The organism is Bacillus sp. A01H, assembly GCF_045277205.1.
Lineage (GTDB): Bacteria > Bacillota > Bacilli > Bacillales > Bacillaceae_G > Bacillus_A > Bacillus_A paranthracis.
On sequence record NZ_CP117702.1, the window covers coordinates 5,127,964 to 5,144,822 of the forward strand.

The following is a 16,859-nucleotide window of genomic DNA, read 5'->3' on the forward strand; positions in this document are numbered from 1 at the left end:
CCCCCTCTTCCTAACAATAAGAAAATTATATTCTAAAAACTCTTAGTAATCAAGAACTTTATGTTAGGTTTTCTAACATAAGTAGGTTAACTTTCTTAACACATGTGTTTTTTTACGCAAAATTATAACTAGTACGCGCATTTATCCAATACTAAATCACTCATCCTATGTGACCAGCCATACCTTTAAGACAGTACGTTCCCTACAAATAATATGAGAAATGAACAAACAAAAATTATATTAACAATTACCTCTCATCCTTTTCATCCTTTACTACAACAAAAAAAGGCGAGCATCGAATTCAACTCGATGCTCGCCTTTTCATTTACACTGCTTTTTCTTTATCCGTTACCGCTGACTTATCCCAACACTCTGTATTCGTTAAACCAGGAATAGAATCTGCACGGAAGACTGGATCTTTTCCTTGTTTCTTTTGCCTTACATAGTCTGCCAATGCCGCATACGCAAATCGGCCAAGAAGTGTAATCGCAATTAAGTTTGTGATTACCATTAGACCCATAAATAAGTCTGCCATATTCCATACAACTTGAAGCGTCGCAACAGAACCGAATAATACCATTCCCACTACCGCAATACGGTAAATTGTTAACCAAGTTTTACTTTGTTTAATGAATTCAATATTCGTTTCACCATAATAGTAGTTTCCTAAAAGTGAACTAAACGCAAATAAGAAAATAATAATCGCTAAGAAGCTACTTGCCCATGGGCCAATTTGTGAACTTAATGCATTTTGTGTTAGTTCAATACCTTCTAAATTCGTTGCTTTATATGCACCAGAACATAGTACGATAAACGCTGTTGATGTACATACTAAGAATGTATCTACTAATACGCCAATTGTTTGAATAAAACCTTGTTTTGCTGGATGCGTTACATCAGCTGTTGCTGCCGCGTTCGGCGCACTACCCATACCTGCTTCGTTCGCAAATAATCCGCGCTGAATACCATATTTCATCGCAGCACCGATACCACCACCTACAGCTGAATCTAAACCGAATGCACCTTTAAAGATTTCTGTAAACACATCTGGTATTAAATAGAAGTTTTTAATGACAACGAAAATAGCTACCGCAATATAAATAAGCGCCATTGGCGGAACAATCATTTCCGACATACGTGCGATACTTTTTACACCACCAAAAATAATAACTGCAACTAATACAGCTAATACAATCCCAACAATATAACGTTCTAAACCAAATGCATTTTTAAACGCTAATGTAACTGTATTTGCTTGTACTGAGTTGAAAATTAAACCGTAACTAACTGTAATAAGGATAGAAAACCAAATTCCCATCCAACGTTTATTTAAACCTTTTTCCATATAATAAGCAGGACCACCACGGAAGCCACTGCCGTCTTTTACTTTATAAATTTGGGCAAGCGTACTTTCTACAAAACTTGAAGACGCCCCAATAATCGCAATAACCCACATCCAAAATACTGCTCCAGGTCCTCCCATAGAAATCGCTAAAGCTACCCCAGCTAAGTTACCGATACCAATACGGGCTGCTGAACTCATACAAAATGCTTGGAAAGAAGATACACTACCTTTTTTACGCGTCTTTCCAGTTAATCCATCACTCATTAATCGAATCATTTCCCCTAAATGAGTAATTTGTACGAATTTCAATTTAATAGAAAAATAAAGACCTAAACCAATTAACATTGCAATAAGAATATACGACCAAAGAATTGTATTCGTCGATGAAACGAATTGTTCCAAAATATTCATACAATTAACCCCTCCTTTTCTCCATAAAACGAATTATATTTAAAAAATATTTAAAAATCAACATTTTTCGACAATTTTCGATTTCCAAATATTAGAGGTTTCATGACTCCTCTTTTTAGCAAATGTACATACTAAAACAAAAAACAAATTCCTAAACAACCCATTGACAAAAATACCAACCTGTAACTATAATGATTACAACAGGTTGTAACAAACCTAATTACAATACATTCATTCACTTTCAGATATACACTTTAACAAAACACTTTGGAGGGATTTATTATGAAAATCGGAATTATTGGAGCAACTGGTAAAGCAGGAAGTCGTATTTTAAAAGAAGCATTGGATCGCGGACATGAAGTAACTGCAATCGTAAGAAATGCTGCAAAAATTACAGAAGAAAACGTAAAGGTTTTAGAGAAAGACGTATTCTCTCTTACATCTAACGACTTACAAGCATTCGACGTAGTTGTAAATGCATTCGGCGCTCCAGCAGGCGAAGAACACCTTCACGTAGATGCAGGAAACGTACTTATTGAAGCTATGAAAGGTGCACCAAATACAAAATTACTTGTAGTTGGCGGCGCTGGAAGCTTATTTGTAGACGAAGAGAAAACAACACGTGTATTTGAAACGCCAGGTTTCCCAAAAGAATACCTTGCAACAGCTCAAAACCAAGGTAAAAACTTAGAAATTCTGCAACAAACTAACGATATTACTTGGACATTCATCAGCCCTTCTGCACTATTCGCATTAGGAAAACGCACAGGTTCTTATACAGCTGGCAAAGACAATCTTCTTGTGAACGCAAAAGGTGATAGCTACGTAAGTTACGAAGACTTCGCAGTAGCAGCACTTGATGAAATCGAAAATCCAAAACACGTAAACGAACGCTTCACAGTTGTTTCTGAAGCTGAATAATAAAAAAAGCTCGTAAAACATAGTGTTTTACGAGCTTTTTATTATTGTACTTGTTCTAAACCATTTGGAGTAATCTTGAAGGAAATCTCTTTAAATTTCTTCGCATCTCCTTTTCCAAGTAACTCACCAGTTTTATACCAACTTAAACGATCAGATTCTGCATGATACACTTTTATCGTATCCCCATACTGGAATGGCGTACCGTTTACTTGCTCAGCAAAATTCTTTGAAGTTTCTTGTCCTTCTGCTGTTACATGTTTTTTCTCTTTTCCATTTCCATCATAAATTGTAAGACCTATATACTGTTCATTTACAAAACGGTAATGGATCGTATCATTTGTAAATGTTGCATGTAATTTCTTTTCATCATGGTTTAATGTAACAATCGAACGCGTTACATTGGACACACCTTGATATACTATACTATCTCCATATGTAACTTCTACAGGAACTTCTGTCACTTTCTTATTTCCAAAGCGATCTTTCGTTTCTACTTTCGCTGTTTGTTTACTAATCTTCGATGTATCTAGCATCCCTACAAAACCGACTACTTCTCCACCTTTTACTTCAACAAACTTCTTCGCATCTAATGTTTCACTGTTTGTTCCGATTACCACTTTTTGTGGCAACGCTTTTACTTCTTGCTGCGCTCCCATTTGTTCAAAACCGTGCGCTGTCACTTTAAAGAACACTTCGTTAACACCATACTTCGCATCAATGAATTCATTCTTTTTATACACTTTAAAACGATCAAATTCTTTTTGATAAATTTTTACTATATCACCATATTCAAAAGCCATACCATTGAATTGCGCTGCAAATTCTTTTGTATTTTCAGATGCTTTTACTGTTACTTCTTTTTTCTCTTGCCCATCTTTATCATATACAGCCATCGCCATATACTTTTCATCTTTAAATGAAGTATGCATTGGACCTTCTGAATCTGTTGTACTGAATTTCTTTTCTTCATGATTTAATGTAACAATCGATTTAATATTCGTTCCGTCGTGCCATGTACCGAAGAACATAATGCTATCTCCGTAAATCACTTCTACTGGCACTTCTGTTATTTGCTTATTTCCGAAACGATCTTTCGTTTCTACTTTTACTGTTTGTTTACCGATTTTTGTTGTATTTGGTTTCTCCGCAAATCCAACTACTTCTCCGCCTTTTACTTCAACAAAGTTTTTCGCATCTAGCTTTTCAATTTCTGTTCCGACTACTACTGTTTGTGGCTTTGCTGTTACTTCTTGTAGCATGTCCATTCTCTCAAAACCTTTTTCTGTCACTTTGAAGAATAGTTCTTTCGTTCCTTGTTTCTCACCTTGACCAATAAGATTGTTATTTTGATACCATTTCAAACGATCTGGTTCCGCATGAAATACTTTCACTACATCTCCATACTCGAACTGCATACCATTCACTTGCTTCGCAAAGTCCTTTGAAGTTTCTTGCCCTTCTGCTGTTACATGTTTTTTCTCTTTTCCTTCTCCATCGTATAACGTCATTCCCATGTATAGCTCTTTATTAAAATATTTATGGATTTGACTATCCATATCAGTCGCATGGAATTTCTTATCATCATGCTTTAAAGTTACGATTGAAGCAATGTCATTGTTATATCCCACATATGCGATACTATCTCCATACGTCACTTCAATGGTACTTCTGTCACTTTCTTATTTCCAAAACGATCTTTCGTTTCTACTTTTACTTTTTGTTCACCGATTTTTGTTGTATTTGGTTTTTCTACAAATCCAATTACTTCTCCGTCTTTCACTTGAACAAAGTTTTTTGCGTCTAATGTTTCACTGTTTGTTCCGATTACTACTTTTTGTGGCAACGCCTTTACTTCTTGCAACATATCCATTCTCTCAAAGCCTTTTTCTGTCACTTTGAAGAATAGTTCTTTTGCCCCTTTTTTCTCACCTTGACCAGTAAGGTTATTATTTTGATACCATTTCAAGCGATTCGGTTCTGCGTGGAATACTTTCACTACATCTCCATACTCGAACTGCATACCATTCACTTGCTTCGCAAAGTTCTTTGAAGTTTCTTGCCCTTCTGCTGTTACATGTTTTTTCTCTTTTCCTTCTCCATCATATAACGTAATCCCCATGTATAGCTCTTTATTAAAATACTTATGAATTTCGCTATCCATATCAGTTGCATGGAATCTCTTCTCTTCGTGCTTTAAAGTTACGATTGAAGCAATATCATCGCCATATCCTGCATATGCAATACTATCTCCATAAACCACTTCTACTGGAACTTCTGTTACTTGCTTATTTCCAAAACGATCTTTCGTTTCTACTTTTGCTGTTTGTTTTCCGATTTTCGTTGTAGTTGGTTTTTCTACAAAGCCAATTACCTCTCCGTCTTTCACTTCAACAAAGTTTTTCGCTTCTAGCTTTTCTACTTCTGTTCCGACTACTACTGTTTGTGGCTTTGCTGTTACTTCTTGCAATGATTTTACTCTTTCAAATCCATTTTCAGTAATTTTGAAGAATAATTCTTTTATTTCTTTGTTTTTCCCTTCTCCCACATATAAACCTTTTTGATACCAATGTAAACGTGAAGACTCTGCATGATATACTTTCACCACATCACCATATTCAAATGCTAGCCCATTTAATTCCTTGGCAAAAGCTTCTGTATTCTCCAAGCCTTTTACCGCTACATTTTTCTTCTCTCTTCCTTCTTTATCGTACAGCGTGAACTCAAAATACTTTTCATCTTTAAAGTAATCGTGAATTAAATTTTTTGTATCTGTTGCACTAAATGTTTTCGTACCATGATGTAGAGTTACGGTTGACTTCAAGTCTCCCCCCCAGGTATAGTTCAATCCATATACAAGTAGGCTATCCCCATATCCAACATTCACTACAACTGGAATGAAATTCTTATTTCCTTTTCCATCTACAATTTCTACTTTTACAGTTTTTTCTCCAACTTCAGGCTTATCTTGCATAATCACACCTGTTGTCTTTACACCTTCTCCTAAATTCTGTACAAGTTCCTTTGCTTTTTCCTCATCATATGTAGTACCGATTACTATATTTTGTATTTTTTCATTATTTGGCTCGCCATATGGAGCTTCGTATAACTCAATTTGTTTTTCACGAATTGGATTACTATCTGTAGATAACCAAATTTCTTTTTCTAATTTTGGTAAATTTAATTTTGCAATTTTTTCTCTTGTAGCATCATTTGCACTTAATCCCCATTTATCAAAGAAAGGAATTAAATTTTGTCCTGCCACTTTTGACGTCATATAAATAAACATCTGCTTTTTCTCTTCATCCGATTTAGGCCGTTCCGTATCATGTAACAAACGATACATTTGATGTAAATTCGGATAGAATTGATCCCCATAGGCTAAATGCAACTGCCAAAACATAACTAATTTCTCAAATTCATTCATCTTTTCTTGTGCATCCGGTTTACCTAAATAAGCAAATGCAGCTTCATAGCGCCCCTCTTGCTCTAACCTTGTTTTATGCCCGAATGTAGTTTGAACTGCCAAAGAATAAATATTAACGGTTACTTCTCCAAGTCCATCCCATAACCAAGTTTCTTGTTGATGTTGATGTCCAACTTCATGCCAAGGCCCCCATCCATCATTAGTTAACTCTTCTAGATTTAGTACTGACCCTAAATTGCCTTTACTATAAGCTGTTCGATAATAAGTCGCATACATATAATCGTCTGTATACCAGTCTTCAACAAAATGAATGGAATGTTTACCTTGATTCGCAACACCCGCACCATCTTTTGATAAACCTGATATCTTATGTTCTATATTAATTATTTCATCGTGCTTCTTTAATAGCGCAGCTGGATCTTCTTGCTTCAAATGTTCCGCCACAGTTTCAGGATGCATAGTTAATAAACTATTTTCTCCCTTCATTTCTATTGCATATGGATCAGGGTTTTCTGCCAACATACGCTTCCAATCTTTTGTCGTATGCTTTCCTAAAATAAATAAAGGATTTGGTGTACCACCTTTTTTCACTTTAGCGACTACTTCTCCTGTGTTGTGATAATTGTAAAAGTATAATAGTCCCCCATTTGAAGAAGAAATTTTATTCTCACCAGGATGTAAATTGAATTGTTTAGGTTCTTCCTTTTCATAAGAATATGTACCAATATAAGCTTTAATCTGTTGAGTCCCTTCTACTTGAATAACTACTTCTTCATCTGGCTTTACATAAATGCCCGTTGGTTCATAAGGAGAAAAACTCATTCCCCGCTGATGCAACTCACGCATCCCTTCTACATCACCTTTTGGCAGCAATTGGTACACTCGCTCTTCTTGCTGTTTCTCCTTGTCTTCAACTGCCATCTCTGCATACACCTTAGGTAATTCAAGTCCATATGGCGTTAACAACGTAGCTAAACAAATACCAGCTACTAATACCCTACTCTTTTTCTTCTTCGACATAATCTGTGTCCCCTGTTCCTTTATTTAGAAAAACCATCCTATATATTTATTTAATGAAAAATCCTATTATTTTTATAAAAACATGTAATAAATAGACGAATACCTCGCGCACCTGTATCTATTACTACCGCATTTCCCTCCATGTATTCGCTTTCTTACTTTGTAAAATTTTTATGTAATATGTCCTCCTCACTTCTCTCTATTTGTGATGAGTTCTATTCGTACATAAAAAGAGAATAGCAAAAGATATCATTATAGTATTGTCATCTATACATCTAAAAATAAAAATAGCAATAGAATCTTACATTTTCTTCATATATGACCATCTATAGGTGGTTTTTCCAACTGAATTGTACATGCTTTCTACTTTGTTTGATAGCCTTTTCAATTAGAATAATGTTACAATTTTGTGAATTTAATCAGTTAATCTTAACGTTCGGATTTTATTATATTTGAATATCTTTCACAACATAAAAACAATGTTTTATTTGGTTAATAATTATCTTAATATAATTTCATGTTTCATAGATAAAAAGCATTGGTGTTAACCAATGCTTTTTTATCTTACCTTTTATATTGATTTGGTTTATGCGGTTCGTTTGGAGTATGTGGTTTATTATTATCATGACCATTTCCTTTTTTCCAACTTACTGATAACTCCGGACTTGTTTCTTCTTCACTGCGCTCAAGTAATACAACTGCATTTTGAATTGTTGGTGTACCTTTATGCGCAATGCCTTGTAGCTTCGTTAATTTCCCGATTACTTTAAAGCTAAATCCACCAGCTGGTGTTTGTTTCGGAACTAAAATGCGGAACTTTTCTCCTACATTCAATTCCGTTTTTGCTTCGCCTTTTTCATTTACAAATTTCGCTCCCGCTGGTGCACCTGTTGCTTGCACTTTATACGTTCCACTTTTTGCATTTGTTTCTACTGTATATAAGCCTGTTTCAAAGAAATCATTTTTCAATACTGCTTCTTGTTCTTCTGTAGGAGTTACACTCATTGTAATTTCTTGTAACTCTTCACTAGCACTTGCTTTTGCAACGATATCTTTCGTTACCTTTTCTACATTTTTATTGCGGAAATCTAAATCATTAATATCGATTTGTTTTAACGCATTCCATACTGCAAGCTGCGTTGCATAATGAGCTTCTCTCCAATCAGAAACACCTAATTCTTGCGGGCTCTTTTGTGGATATCCATTTAATAATACACGGTATACGTTAATATCCACTTTCCCCATTTCCGGTAAATCTTGACCGCTTGGAGATTTTAAATCTACATTTAAGCAAAAAGCAATTTTGCCATCTGCCGTTTTAATAAGCTCTGTTCGGATTGGTTTCTTCTTAGACTTACTGTAACTCCAATCCATTTGATACTTTGTATGGTCCATGACTTCTGCGAATGCTTTTTGAAGCGGGAATAACACAAATAAAACACTTAAAAACATAGCTAAAAGTTTGAACGATTGCTTTATATTCATGTTTACAGCCCCTTATAACAAACTTGATACTAAGTAGTATTTATTTAGAAACTATTTTTATGCAAAAAAAAGAGTGCTTTTACGCACTCTTCTTTCTTACCCTAATCTTAGAAATCGAAGTTATCAGGATCTGGACCAACGCGGTGATTTTGGTTTAACGCATCGATTTTTTCCATATCTTCTTTCGTTAATTCAAAGTTAAATACATCAGCATTTGCAATGATACGGTGTTCTTTCGTTGATTTTGGAATTGTAATTACTCCATTTTGAAGATCCCAACGTAAAATCACTTGCGCTGTTGTTTTGCCGTGTTTCTCAGCAATCTCTTGTAATGTTTCGTTATCTAATAATTGACCTTGCATTAATGGTGACCATGCTTCCATTTGAATACCTTGTTCTTTACAGAAAGCTTGTAGTTCTTTTTGTGTTAAACGAGGGTGGTATTCTACTTGGTTAATCATTGGTTTAATTTCTGCATCTTTCATTACATCTTGTAAGTGATGGATTTGGAAGTTACTTACACCAATTGCACGTACGCGCTTTTCTTTATAAAGTGTTTCTAACGCTCTCCACGTATCTTTATATTTTCCTTCTGAAGGCCAGTGAACAAGATATAAATCTAAATAATCTAGTCCTAATTTTTTTAGGCTCTCTTCGTATGCAGCGATTGTTGTTTCATATCCTTGGTCTGCGTTCCACACTTTTGAAGTGATGAATAAATCTTCTCTTGAAATACCAGTTGCTTCGATACCTGCACGGATTCCTTCACCTACAGCTTTTTCATTTCCGTAAATTGCAGCTGTATCGATGCTGCGGTATCCTGCTTTAATCGCTGATTTTACAGCTTCTACAAGTTCTGGTCCTTCTTCTACTTTAAATACACCTAAACCGAACCAAGGCATTTCTACACCGTTATTTAATACTGCTTTACTTTGTAAGTTTTTCATTTTATTTTCTCTCCTTTTATTTTACTTGATCTCTTTTTTCTAATGTCATGCTCCACGCTGTTAAAATCACAGCGGCTACTACCATAAGACCGCCTACCCAAGCAGTATGGATTAATCCTAACGAATTCGTTACAAGGCCACCTATATAAGAACCTAAAGCGATTCCTCCGTTAAATGCGGCAATATTAATTGCTGAAGCAACATCAACCGCACTCGGAACAAAGCGCTCTGCCAATATAACTACATATACTTGTAGCCCCGGAACATTCATAAATGCGAATAGTCCCATGAAAATAATTGTGATTAATCCAGCTACTTTAAATGGCGCTGTAAATGTTAAAACAAATAGTATAATCGCTTGAATTAAGAACATGTAAAATAGCGCTCGGATCGGATTATGATTCGATAATTTTCCGCCAACCATATTCCCTATCGCAATTGCAATGCCATACACTAATAAAATGATGGTAACGGTACTTGCTTCAAACCCTGTTACTTCTTGTAATAGTGGTGATAAATACGTAAATGTTACGAACGTACCGCCGTATCCAAGTGCAGTAATAATGAAAACAAGTAACAGTCTTCCATTTTTAATTAGTTTGAATTGATCACGAAACGATACAGGTACACCATTTTTTAAATTAGATGGGACGAGTATACTGTTTGCGATAAAAGCAATAATTCCAATTACGACAATCGCCATAAATGACGCTCTCCAGCCAAATTGTTGACCGATAAACGTTCCAATTGGTACACCTGTAATAGTCGCAACTGTTAATCCAGTAAACATAATCGCAATGGCGCTAGCACGTTTATTCTCTGGGACGATTGCGGCCGCAATTGTAGATCCTATCGACATAAACACACCATGTGCAAACGCAGATACAACCCTTGCGATAATTAATATAGGGAAACTTGTTGCTACTGCCGCGATCCCATTACCAATAATGAAAATAACCATAATCCACATTAATAATGTCTTTCTCGACATACTAGCCGTTAGCGCTGTTAAAACAGGAGCTCCTACTGCCGCACCTAATGCATATAGGGAAACAGTTAAACCAGCTGTTGTAACAGAAACATTTAAATCTTTTGAAATAGATGGTAATAAACCGACACTAATAAACTCGGTCGTACCAATCCCGAACGCACTAATTGCTAGTGCTAATAAAGCAAACATACTTCTTCGATTCGTCTGAACTTCCGAAGATGGTACTGTATATGAACTCAATTGAATTCCTCCTTATTACAAGAAATCCAATCATAATAGTGCGATAAAAAGGCCCTTTTATCTTCTAAAAAAAATATTTAATCTCTACAAATGCTATTATGAATGGTTTCATTCTTTTTTTGAAGAACGCACTTTAAAGTACGATAGGCACCAAAAAGTAACATAGTCACTTTTGAGTACCGTACTACTCATTTGCCTCTTACATGTGCTATTATGAAACATATTTAACATGATAAAAAGTACGTACTTTAAAGTGCTATAGGTACTAAAAAGTAACATTTGTATGATTTAACTTATTTTACTCACAATGGGAGGGTTTCATATGAAGCAATACAATATTCCTGTAGAGGCAACTTTAGAAGTTATCGGCGGCAAATGGAAAGTTGTTATCCTTTGTCACTTAACGAAAGGTACAAAGAGAACGAGTGAATTAAAACGCTCAATGCCTGGTATTACACAAAAAATGTTAACACAACAATTACGTGAATTAGAAGACGACGGCGTTATTCAAAGAAAAGTATACAACCAAGTCCCGCCAAAAGTAGAATATTCTCTTACTGATTACGGTTGGTCTTTAGAATCCATTCTTGATTCTCTTTGTTCTTGGGGCGAATGCCATCTTGAAAAAGAAGGTAAGACATCGATGCTAATTGCGGAAGGTGAATAATAGGAAAAAGGAAAAAACGAACATGAATTTGTTCATTTTTTCCTTTTTTTCTTATTATATATGTACATTTCTAACTGAAACAAAATATTTTATACGCTTTCATACCTTGTCAGTACTACGTTATACGCTCGATATGAAATAATTAGGAATCATTTTTATGTTAACATAGGTGTATATAGTATATAATATAGGATATATATTATATACACTTTCCGGTAACGGAGCTTTTCCATTATGCGGACAAGCCATATATCGGACAGTTCATAAATAATAAGTAAGACGTTATGGTTTTAGATTTATGTTTGCAGCTTACTTGCTGTCATAAATTTAAAGGCATTTTATTGTGTTTTGTGAAACTTTGTATAAAGTTTCGTAACCGTTTACTATCTTACTTATCAAAAATAAGAGTATTGCTATCGTAAAGGAGAATTGGAGATGCCAGAAACTATGACTCAAACAAAGCCAGAACAAGAAACTGTACAAATTTCTGCTAGCCAAGGACAACTTGATGTACTTGATCAGTTGTTAAAACCTGAGGTACAAGAATCATTAACAACACTAGTAGAACAGCTTCCAAAGCTAACTGAGCTTGTTAACATTTTAACTAAGTCTTATGACTTCGCTCAAACTGTTGCTACTGATGAAGTATTAAAAAGCGACACTGTTGGTGCAATCACAGAGCTTGTAGAACCTGTAAAAGATACAGTGAAAAGCATGGCTGCTACTGCAATCGAAGCGAAAGATCGTGCTGACGAAAGCAACGAAGTTATCGGCCTATTCGGTCTTTTAAAATTACTAAAAGATCCACAAGCACAAAAAATGTTCCGCTTTGTGAACGCATATCTTCAAATTAGTGCAGAACGTAACAATAAATAAGTTAACTTATAACAACAATTAGTAAAGACGGGGGATATCATACTATGTCAAAACAAATTGTCATCTTAGGCGCTGGTTATGGCGGTCTTCTTGCCGCTTTAAACGTACGTAAATATTACAGCAAATCAGAAGCACAAGTTACAGTGATTAACCAATACCCAACACACCAAATCATCACTGAACTACACCGCCTTGCAGCTGGTAACGTGTCTGAGCAAGCAGTTGCAATGCCACTTACAAAGCTTTTCAAAGGTAAAGACATCGATCTAAAAATCGCAACAGTTGAGTCATTCTCAGTTGATAGCAAAGAAATTAAACTAGCTGGCGGCACTACTTTATCTTACGATGCACTTGTAGTTGCTTTAGGAAGTAAAACTGCTTACTTCGGTATTCCAGGACTAGAAGAAAACAGCATGGTATTAAAATCTGCTGCTGATGCAAACAAAATCTACAAACACGTTGAAGATCGTATTCGTGAATACGCGAAAACGAAAAACGAAGCTGATGCTACAATCGTAATCGGTGGTGGCGGATTAACTGGCGTTGAGCTAGTTGGTGAGCTTGCTGACATTATGCCTAAACTTGCAAAAAGCCACGGCGTAAATCCAAAAGAAGTTAAACTTCTTCTTGTTGAAGCAGGTCCAAAAATCCTTCCAGTATTACCAGACCACTTAATCGAACGTGCAACTACTAGCCTAGAAGCACGCGGCGTTACATTCTTAACTGGTCTTCCTGTAACAAACGTTGCTGGCAATGAAATCGACTTAAAAGACGGTCAAAAACTTGTTGCTAACACATTCGTTTGGACGGGCGGCGTTCAAGGTAACCCACTAATCGGTGAATCAGGTCTTGAAGTAAACCGTGGTCGTGCAACAGTTGATGCATACCTACAATCTACTTCTCACAAAAACGTATTCGTTGCTGGAGACAGCGCTGTTGTCTTCGCTCCAGACGGACGTCCATACCCACCAACTGCACAAATCGCTTGGCAAATGGGTGAGTTAATTGGATACAACTTATACGCAGCACTAGAAGGCAAAGCATTCGAAGAGTTCGCACCTGTAAACTCTGGAACACTTGCTAGTCTAGGACGTAAAGATGCGGTTGCTACAATCGGAGCAAGCAATACTCCACTTAAAGGCTTACCAGCATCATTAATGAAAGAAGCAAGTAACGTTCGTTACTTATCACACATTAAAGGTCTATTCAGCTTAGCTTACTAATCTGAATATAAGCCCGAATCATGCCCTGCATGGTTCGGGCTATTTTTATCCCACTTTAATGGGCAGTAAGACCCCCCACCTCAAAATTCAGCGAAAGCAAAGCAGTTAGGTGGGGGGCGGGCTGCCCATTAAAGTCCGATTGGTGAGGGCTGATAATCAGTGGGGATGAGGAAAACCCCCACTGATTAAAGTTTCACTTTATCCGTAATTTTCTCTAACTTATTTATTCGGCAAAAAAATTATATACCCTTTAAATTTATCTAAATATACTGACTTTTTATAATGAAAGCTGTCCCGTTCGGAACAGCTCTTATTGTCGCTTTTTGTCAGTAAATCGATATATCGGGGAAATCGCTGATATATTCGGATTTGCGCTGATATATTTTGAAAATCGCCGATATGTTTCGAGTTACGGTCGATATATTCAAAAAATCGCCGATATAACTTTTAAACCTTCTTCATTATCCTAACTTCACAAGGCTGTAGTTCTTCTTCCCTTTACGAATAATAATAAATCGTCCATCAAATGAATTCTCTACCGTAACATCCGTACCTACATCCGTTACTTTTTCGCCATTCATAGAAATAGCTCCGTTATTAATATCTTCACGCGCTTGTCGTCTAGATGGTTCAATTCCTAAATCAACTAGCCATTCTACGATGTTTTTCGTCTCTTTTGAAGACTGGAATGTTGGCATTTCTTTAAAGCCTTGCTCAATTTCATCAGCTGTTAACGATTTAATATCTCCGCTAAATAACGCTGCTGTAATTTTCACAGCTTGTAGCAATGCTTCCTCTCCATGAACGAATTTCGTCATTTCTTCCGCTAATACTTTTTGCGCTTCACGTTTATGAGGCTCTGTTTCTACCTTCACTGCCAATTCATCGATGCGCTCTTTCGTTAAGAATGTAAAGTATTTCAAGTATTTAACGACATCACGATCATCTGTATTCACCCAGAACTGGTAAAACTCAAATGGTGTTGTTTTTTCAGGATCAAGCCAAACTGCACCACCTGCTGATTTACCAAACTTCGTACCATCTGATTTCAATAATAACGGAATCGTCAATCCAAATACTTTTGCTTCGTGCCCTTCTAACTTACGAATTAAATCTAAGCCACTCGTAATATTTCCCCATTGGTCACTACCGCCAATTTGCAGTTGAACATCCTCTTTCGTGTATAAATGATGGAAGTCCATCGCTTGTAAGATTTGGTACGTAAATTCTGTGAAAGAAATTCCTGTATCTAAACGACTTGCTACGATGTCCTTTGCTAACATGCTATTAATGCTAAAGTTTTTCCCGTAATCACGTAAAAACTCAATAATATTTATTTCATGTGTCCAGTCGTAGTTATTTACCATCTTCACTTCGCTATTTCCGCCAAAATCAAATAGCTTTTTCATTTGCGCTGTTAACGCATCCACATTATGTTGAACTACTTCTAACGTTTGAAGTTGGCGCTCTGATTGACGCCCACTCGGATCACCAATTGTTCCTGTTGCTCCGCCAATTAAAATAACTGGATGATGGCCAGCTAACTGGAATCTTTTCATCATCATAAACGGAATCAAATGTCCGATATGCATACTATCACCAGTCGGATCAACTCCGCAGTATAGCGAAATCTTTTTCTCTTCTACTAGCTTACGTAAACCTTCTTCGTCAGTCTGTTGATTAATGGCACCGCGCCATTCTAATTCATCAATAATGTTCATCTTTTGTCATCCCCTTTATTTTTTAAAAACAAAAAATCCCTATGTCTATGACATAGGGACGATGATTCACCGTGTTACCACCCAGTTTGTATAAATAGCATAGCTACTCATACCACTCTTAGCAATAATATCGATTGCCAATCCGCTTAGCATTACCTAAGATACTCCAGAGTGTAATTCGCAAATTTGTTTGTGCTAGGTTCCAGCATCCCCTAGCTCTCTCATTAACAGTGACAAACTGCTACTGGGCTCTTTCAACGTATGTTATTTGTTAAATTATTAGCCATTATATTGAATTGAAAACAAATTGTCAACAATACCCAAATATTATTTTAAAATAATTCGCAGTTTCATACGTATATGTTATTCTTTATCTTCTCCAATAATCCTTACTTCACGCTCTAACTTCACGCCAAATTTCTCTTCAACTGTTTTTTGTACGAAGTGAATTAAATCGATGTAATCTTGTGCTGTTCCGTTATCAACATTCACCATAAATCCAGCATGTTTTAGAGAAACTTCCACTCCACCAATTCGCTTACCTTGTAACCCTGAGTCTTGAATCAATTTACCAGCAAAGTTATTTGGTGGGCGTTTAAATACACTACCACATGAAGGATATTCTAGAGGCTGTTTTGACTCACGTTTAAACGTTAAATCATCCATTTTTGCTTTAATTTCTTCATGTACACCTTCTTCAAGTTCAAATCTCGCTTCAAGAATAATGTAATGATTGTTCGCAAATACACTCTTACGATATCCAAATTCAAATGCTTCTTTCGTCAAAGTACGTAGCTCTCCATCACCTGTCATTACGACAGCTTCTGTTAATACATACGAAATTTCACCGCCGTATGCACCTGCATTCATATATAATGCTCCGCCAACTGAACCTGGAATACCACAAGCAAACTCAAGCCCTGTTAAGTTATGTTCTAATGCAATACGTGATACATCAATAATTGCTGCACCGCACTGTGCTACAATCGTCGTTCCTGTTACAGTAACACCTGTAATATGAATTAAACTTACTGTAATCCCGCGAATTCCACCATCTTTAATAATAACATTCGATCCATTTCCTAAAAACGTAACTGGAATATTATATTTGTTCGCATATTTAATAACTTCTTGAATTTCATCATAATTTGTCGGCGCAACGAACACATCTGCTTTTCCACCAACTTTAATATGCGTATGATTCTTTAACATTTCATCTTGTTTCACATGACCTTCAGGCAATACCGTACTTAAATATTCATAAACCTCTTGCATATTCATTTTACGATTCCTCTATTTCTATATTCTTTTTATCCCGTTATACGGGCCCATAATATCCCCACATACATGAACGAACTTAAAGTGGTGGATACAGTGTACCCAAAATCAATTCGAGACACCTATTAACCTCTTAATTTATAAGAGGTGCCACTCATATTAAAATATATATTGCATAATAAAGCAACCCAAATGGGCTACTAAACTTGACATGTCATCAGAAAGACAACAATTTGTAAAATATATTACTTTTTCAAAACACTACCCTTCAGTATCTTACTATACCACACGAAAATAAAGTGGTATTTTT

Annotated in this window: 10 protein-coding genes, 1 pseudogene and 1 other annotated feature; of the genes and pseudogenes, 4 read left to right on the forward strand and 7 right to left on the reverse strand. The window is 36.0% G+C overall.

Going from position 1 to position 16,859, the window contains the following annotated elements:
• Nucleotides 1–325: 325 nt before the first annotated feature.
• Nucleotides 326–1,756 (reverse strand): sodium:alanine symporter family protein, encoded by a 1,431-nt coding sequence (locus PSR14_RS27395; protein ID WP_001022943.1) that lies wholly within the window; start codon nucleotides 1,754–1,756, stop codon nucleotides 326–328.
• Nucleotides 1,757–2,038: 282 nt separating this feature from the next.
• On the opposite strand from PSR14_RS27395, the gene PSR14_RS27400 reads away from it, so the two are divergent.
• A complete protein-coding gene (locus PSR14_RS27400; RefSeq protein WP_000689898.1) occupies nucleotides 2,039–2,677 on the forward strand; it encodes an NAD(P)-dependent oxidoreductase in 639 nt (212 codons plus the stop codon).
• Nucleotides 2,678–2,718: 41 nt separating this feature from the next.
• Here PSR14_RS27400 and PSR14_RS27405 read toward each other — a convergent pair.
• The 4 genes and pseudogenes from PSR14_RS27405 to PSR14_RS27420 form a co-directional block, all read right to left on the reverse strand.
• Nucleotides 2,719–7,121, reverse strand: a pseudogene (locus PSR14_RS27405) (putative mucin/carbohydrate-binding domain-containing protein).
• Nucleotides 7,122–7,685: 564 nt separating this feature from the next.
• Nucleotides 7,686–8,606: a thioester domain-containing protein gene (locus PSR14_RS27410; RefSeq protein ID WP_098487428.1), complete on the reverse strand. Its 921-nt coding sequence runs from the start codon at nucleotides 8,604–8,606 to the stop codon at nucleotides 7,686–7,688.
• 107 nt (nucleotides 8,607–8,713) lie between these two features.
• Nucleotides 8,714–9,553 carry an aldo/keto reductase gene (locus PSR14_RS27415; RefSeq protein WP_000793541.1) on the reverse strand — a complete coding sequence of 280 codons (840 nt, stop codon included), beginning with the start codon at nucleotides 9,551–9,553 and terminating at the stop codon, nucleotides 8,714–8,716.
• Between the two features lie 16 nt (nucleotides 9,554–9,569).
• A complete protein-coding gene (locus PSR14_RS27420; RefSeq protein WP_162837239.1) occupies nucleotides 9,570–10,733 on the reverse strand; it encodes an MFS transporter in 1,164 nt (387 codons plus the stop codon).
• 373 nt (nucleotides 10,734–11,106) lie between these two features.
• On the opposite strand from PSR14_RS27420, the gene PSR14_RS27425 reads away from it, so the two are divergent.
• The 3 genes from PSR14_RS27425 to PSR14_RS27435 all read left to right on the forward strand — a co-directional run bounded on the left by PSR14_RS27425 (nucleotide 11,107) and on the right by PSR14_RS27435 (nucleotide 13,550).
• Nucleotides 11,107–11,451, forward strand: coding sequence for a helix-turn-helix domain-containing protein (locus tag PSR14_RS27425; RefSeq protein WP_000816344.1), 345 nt, complete (start codon nucleotides 11,107–11,109; stop codon nucleotides 11,449–11,451).
• A gap of 435 nt (nucleotides 11,452–11,886) precedes the next feature.
• Nucleotides 11,887–12,327, forward strand: a complete 441-nt coding sequence (locus PSR14_RS27430; RefSeq protein ID WP_001115309.1) for a DUF1641 domain-containing protein — start codon at nucleotides 11,887–11,889, stop codon at nucleotides 12,325–12,327.
• A gap of 44 nt (nucleotides 12,328–12,371) precedes the next feature.
• The gene (locus PSR14_RS27435; RefSeq protein WP_000043204.1) at nucleotides 12,372–13,550 is read left to right on the forward strand and encodes an NAD(P)/FAD-dependent oxidoreductase; all 1,179 of its coding nucleotides are present in this window, start codon (nucleotides 12,372–12,374) and stop codon (nucleotides 13,548–13,550) included.
• Between the two features lie 461 nt (nucleotides 13,551–14,011).
• Here PSR14_RS27435 and tyrS read toward each other — a convergent pair whose 3' ends face one another.
• Complete coding sequence (tyrS, locus tag PSR14_RS27440) at nucleotides 14,012–15,271, reverse strand: tyrosine--tRNA ligase (RefSeq protein WP_001021076.1); 1,260 nt, start codon at nucleotides 15,269–15,271, stop codon at nucleotides 14,012–14,014.
• Between the two features lie 51 nt (nucleotides 15,272–15,322).
• Nucleotides 15,323–15,538 (reverse strand) — a binding site (T-box leader).
• A gap of 96 nt (nucleotides 15,539–15,634) precedes the next feature.
• Entirely contained in the window at nucleotides 15,635–16,552 is a 918-nt protein-coding gene (gene murB, locus PSR14_RS27445; protein WP_001057091.1) for a UDP-N-acetylmuramate dehydrogenase, read from the reverse strand.
• Between the last annotated feature and the right edge of the window lie 307 nt (nucleotides 16,553–16,859).

Coding starts and splice junctions, on each gene's coding strand:
- PSR14_RS27395 (WP_001022943.1), bottom strand. CDS start 1,756: ATGAATATTTTGGAACAATTCGTTTCATCGACGAATACAATTCTTTGG.
- PSR14_RS27400 (WP_000689898.1), top strand. CDS start 2,039: ATGAAAATCGGAATTATTGGAGCAACTGGTAAAGCAGGAAGTCGTATT.
- PSR14_RS27410 (WP_098487428.1), bottom strand. CDS start 8,606: ATGAATATAAAGCAATCGTTCAAACTTTTAGCTATGTTTTTAAGTGTT.
- PSR14_RS27415 (WP_000793541.1), bottom strand. CDS start 9,553: ATGAAAAACTTACAAAGTAAAGCAGTATTAAATAACGGTGTAGAAATG.
- PSR14_RS27420 (WP_162837239.1), bottom strand. CDS start 10,733: ATGTTTGCTTTATTAGCACTAGCAATTAGTGCGTTCGGGATTGGTACG.
- PSR14_RS27425 (WP_000816344.1), top strand. CDS start 11,107: ATGAAGCAATACAATATTCCTGTAGAGGCAACTTTAGAAGTTATCGGC.
- PSR14_RS27430 (WP_001115309.1), top strand. CDS start 11,887: ATGCCAGAAACTATGACTCAAACAAAGCCAGAACAAGAAACTGTACAA.
- PSR14_RS27435 (WP_000043204.1), top strand. CDS start 12,372: ATGTCAAAACAAATTGTCATCTTAGGCGCTGGTTATGGCGGTCTTCTT.
- tyrS (WP_001021076.1), bottom strand. CDS start 15,271: ATGAACATTATTGATGAATTAGAATGGCGCGGTGCCATTAATCAACAG.
- murB (WP_001057091.1), bottom strand. CDS start 16,552: ATGAATATGCAAGAGGTTTATGAATATTTAAGTACGGTATTGCCTGAA.